2 protein-coding genes are annotated in these 4708 nt (G+C 64.5%); both read left to right on the top strand.

What is annotated here, in order from left to right; genetic code table 11:
• Positions 1–818, top strand: an 818-nt coding sequence (gene metF / locus ABR948_RS28345; protein WP_428124421.1) for a methylenetetrahydrofolate reductase [NAD(P)H], incomplete at its 5' end; no start/stop codon positions are given.
• A gap of 3 nt (positions 819–821) precedes the next feature.
• A partial coding sequence (gene metH / locus ABR948_RS28350) for a methionine synthase (RefSeq protein ID WP_428124423.1) occupies positions 822–4708 on the top strand: 3887 nt, incomplete at its 3' end.

A 4708-nucleotide genomic window follows, 5' to 3' on the forward strand; every position in this document is an offset into this window, starting at 1 on the left:
AGCGCAGCCTGTGGGACACCATCAAGCGCCTCGCGCCGCTGACGCCCAATTTCGTCTCGGTGACCTATGGCGCCGGCGGATCGACCCGCGAGCGTACCCATTCCACCATCGCCCGCATCCTCGCTGAAACCGACCTGCTGCCGGCCGCGCATCTGACCTGCGTCGGTGCGGCGCGCGGCGAGATCGACGACATCGTCAGCCGCTATCACGAGGTCGGCGTCCGCCATATCGTGGCGCTGCGCGGCGATCCGCCCGGCGGCATCGGCACCGCCTACACCACGCATCCCGACGGCTACCAGACCTCGGCCGCACTCGTGGCCGGCATCAAGAAGCATCATGGCGACATCGAAGTCTCCGTCTCCGCCTATCCGGAAAAACATCCGGAAAGCCGCGACTTCGATGCCGACATCGATGTCCTCAAGGCCAAGGTCGATGCCGGCGCGACCCGCGCCATCACCCAGGTGTTCTTCGACAACGACCTCTACTTCCGCTATCTCGACCGGGTTCGGGCGCGCGGCATCGATATCCCGATCGTGCCCGGCATCATGCCGATGCACAATTTCAAGCAGGCGCGCAATTTCGTGACCCGCGCCGGCACCAGCGTGCCGGAATGGCTCGCGGAAAAATTCGAAGGCCTCGACGACGACGCCGAGACCCGCAAGCTGGTGGCGGCGACGGTTGCGGCCGGTCAGGTGCAAAAGCTCGCCAAGCACGGCGTCGACACCTTTCATTTCTACACCATGAACCGCGCGGATCTCGTGTTCGCCATCAGCCACTTGCTCGGCATTCGCCCGCAAGGCGCACAGAAAGCCGCCTGATCGATGACCATCGCCGTCTCTCCCAAGCGAACCGCCCTGCTCGCGGCAGCCCGCGAGCGTATCCTGGTGCTCGACGGCGCCATGGGCACCATGATCCAGGGCCTCGAATATGACGAAGCGGCGTTTCGCGGCGAGCGGTTCAAGGATTTTCACCGCGACCTCCGGGGCAACAATGATCTTCTGATCCTGACCCAGCCCAAGGCGATCGAGGACATCCACGCCGATTATTTGCGCGCCGGCGCCGACATCGTCGCCACCAACACCTTCTCCTCGACCTCGATCGCGCAGGCCGATTACGACCTCTCGGGTTTTGCCTATGAGCTCAATCGCGAAGGCGCCACGCTGGCGCGCGCCGCCGCGATCCGCGTCCAGGCCGAGGACGGCAAACCGCGCTTTGTCGCCGGCGCCATCGGCCCCACCAACCGCACCGCCTCGATCTCGCCCGACGTGTCGAGTCCGGGCTACCGCGCCGTCACCTTCGACGACCTGCGCCAGGCCTACGGCGAGCAGATCAACGGCCTGCTCGACGGCGGCGCCGATCTGCTGCTGGTCGAGACCATCTTCGACACCCTCAACGCCAAGGCCGCGCTCTACGCCATCGCTGAAATCACTGAGGCCCGTAACGTCGACGTTCCCGTGATGATCTCCGGCACCATCACCGACAAATCCGGCCGCCTGCTGTCGGGGCAACTGCCCGAAGCGTTCTGGAATTCGGTGCGCCATGCGCGCCCGATCACCATCGGCTTCAACTGCGCATTGGGCGCGGAGGATTTGCGCGCGCATATCGCCGATATCGGCCGCGTCGCCGATACGCTGGTCTGCGCCTACCCCAACGCCGGCCTGCCCAATGAATTCGGCCAGTATGACGAAAGCCCGGACTATATGGCGCGCCTGATCGGCGAATTCGCCTCGGCCGGCCTCGTCAACATCGTCGGCGGCTGCTGCGGCACCACGCCCGATCATATCGCCGCGATTGCCGCCGCGGTCGCGCCGCATAAGCCCCGCGCCATCCCCGAGATCGAGCCGCGCCTGCGGCTGTCTGGTCTGGAGCCATTCGAGCTGACGCCCGCGATTCCCTTCGTCAATGTCGGCGAGCGCACCAACGTCACGGGCTCCGCGAAATTCCGCAAGCTGGTCACCGCCGGCGATTACACCGCCGCACTTCAGGTGGCGCGCGACCAGGTCGAGAACGGCGCCCAGATCATCGACGTCAACATGGACGAGGGGCTTTTGGACTCCGAAGCCGCGATGGTGACGTTCCTCAACCTCGTCGCCGCCGAGCCCGACATCGCCCGCGTCCCCGTGATGGTGGATTCCTCGAAATTCGCCGTGATCGAAGCCGGCCTGAAATGCGTTCAGGGCAAGCCGGTGGTGAATTCGATCTCGATGAAGGAGGGCGAGGCGAAATTCATTCACGAGGCCAAAATCGCGCGGCGCCACGGCGCCGCCGTGGTGGTGATGGCGTTCGACGAGGCCGGCCAGGCCGATACGTTTGCGCGCAAGACCGAAATCTGCAAACGCGCCTACGACATCCTGGTCGGGCAACTGGATTTCCCGCCGGAAGACATCATCTTCGATCCCAATATTTTCGCGATCGCGACCGGGCTCGAGGAGCACAATAATTACGGCGTCGATTTCATCGAGGCGACGCGCTGGATCCGGCAAAACCTGCCGCATGCGCATATTTCCGGCGGCGTCTCCAATCTCTCGTTCTCGTTCCGCGGCAACGAGCCGGTGCGCGAGGCGATGCATTCGGTGTTCCTGTATCACGCCATCAAGGCCGGGATGGATATGGGCATCGTCAATGCCGGGCAGATGATTGTCTATGACGACATCGATCCGGAATTGCGCCAGGTGTGTGAAGACGTCATTCTCAACCGCGACCCCGGCGCGTCCGAACGGCTGCTGCAATTGGCGGAAAAATTCCGCGGCAAGGAGAAGCAGACCAGGGAGCAGGATCTGGCCTGGCGGGAATGGCCGGTCGACAAGCGGCTCTCCCACGCGCTGGTGCACGGCATCACCGAATATATCGAGGCCGACACCGAAGACGCCCGCAAGATCGCCGAGCGGCCGCTCAACGTGATCGAGGGCCCGCTGATGGCCGGCATGAACATCGTCGGCGACCTCTTCGGCGACGGCAAGATGTTCTTGCCGCAGGTCGTGAAATCCGCCCGGGTGATGAAGCAGGCGGTGGCCTATCTGATGCCGTTCATGGAAGAGGAGAAGGCGCGCAACCTCGCCAACGGCATCGTCGGCGACGGCCGCAGCTCCGCCGGCAAGATCGTGCTCGCGACCGTCAAGGGCGACGTCCACGACATCGGCAAGAACATCGTCGGCATCGTGCTGCAATGTAACAATTTCGAGGTCATCGACCTCGGCGTCATGGTGCCGGCGGCAAAAATCATCGAGACCGCCAAGGCCGTGGGCGCCGACATCGTCGGCCTCTCGGGTTTGATCACGCCCTCGCTGGACGAGATGAGTTTCCTCGCCGGCGAGATGGAGCGCCAGGGCATGAGCGTGCCGCTGCTGATCGGCGGCGCCACCACCAGCCGCGTCCACACCGCCGTCAAGATCGATCCGAATTACCGCAGCGGCCCGGTGGTGCACGTCAACGACGCCAGCCGCGCGGTCGGTGTCGCCTCCGCATTGCTTTCGCCGGAGCGGCGCGAGGCCTATGCCACTGAAGTGCGCGCCGACTACGCCAAGATTTCCGCGGCGCATTTCCGCGCCCAGGCCGACAAGAAGCGGCTGAAACTCACGGATGCCCGCGCCAATGCCGGCAAGATTGATTTTGCGAAAACGCCGCCGAAGCAGCCGGCGTTTCTCGGCATCAAGAGTTTTGAGGCGTACGACCTCGCCGAGCTCGCCGCCTATATCGACTGGACGCCGTTCTTCCAGACCTGGGAGCTGACCGGGCGCTTTCCTGCGATTCTCGACGACGAAAAGGTCGGCGAGGTCGCGCGCTCGCTCTATGACGACGCCCGCAAGATGCTGGATCGCATCATCAAGGAGAAGTGGTTCACGGCGCAGGCCACCATCGGCTTCTGGCCGGCCAATGCCGATGGCGACGACATCACGGTCTATGCCGACGACAGCAGAAGCACCGCGATCGCGACGTTTCACACCCTGCGCCAGCAACTGGAAAAACGCGAAGGCCGCTTCAATTCGGCGCTGTCGGATTTCATCGCGCCGGTGACGTCGGGCGTGCCCGATTATATCGGCGCCTTCGTGGTCACCGCCGGGATCGGCGAGGACGTGATCGCCGATCGCTTCAAGAACGCCAATGACGATTATTCCTCGATCCTGTGCAAGGCGCTGGCGGATCGCCTCGCCGAAGCCTTCGCCGAGCGCATGCATGCGCGGGTGCGCCGCGAATTCTGGGGCTACGCGCCGGACGAAACGCTTGCGCCCGAGCAGCTCATCCTCGAACAATACCAGGGCATCCGCCCCGCGCCCGGCTATCCCGCGCAGCCCGATCACACCGAGAAGGCGACGCTGTTTCGTCTGCTCGATGCCGAGAACACCGCCGGCGTCCGACTTACCGAAAGTTTTGCGATGTGGCCGGGCTCGTCGGTGTCGGGGCTGTATTTCAGCCACCCCGAAAGCTTCTATTTCGGCGTCGGCAAGATCGAGCGCGACCAGGTCGAGGATTATGCGGCGCGCAAAGGCTGGAGTGTGGAGGAGGCCGAGCGCTGGCTGGCGCCGGTCTTGAACTACATCCCGACCCAGGATCAATCCGCGCGGGATCGCCGCCTCAAGGAGGCGATGCCGACCCTGGCGCCGACCAGCGCGGTGCCGGCCAACGATGGCGCGGAACAAATGGCGGCGCACCCGCCGGGCTGCACCTGCGCGGTGCATCTGGCCTATCGGAAGAAGGCGGCAAGGGCGGG

The sequence above is a fragment of the Bradyrhizobium sp. genome (genome assembly GCF_050014615.1).
Taxonomy (GTDB): domain Bacteria; phylum Pseudomonadota; class Alphaproteobacteria; order Rhizobiales; family Xanthobacteraceae; genus Bradyrhizobium.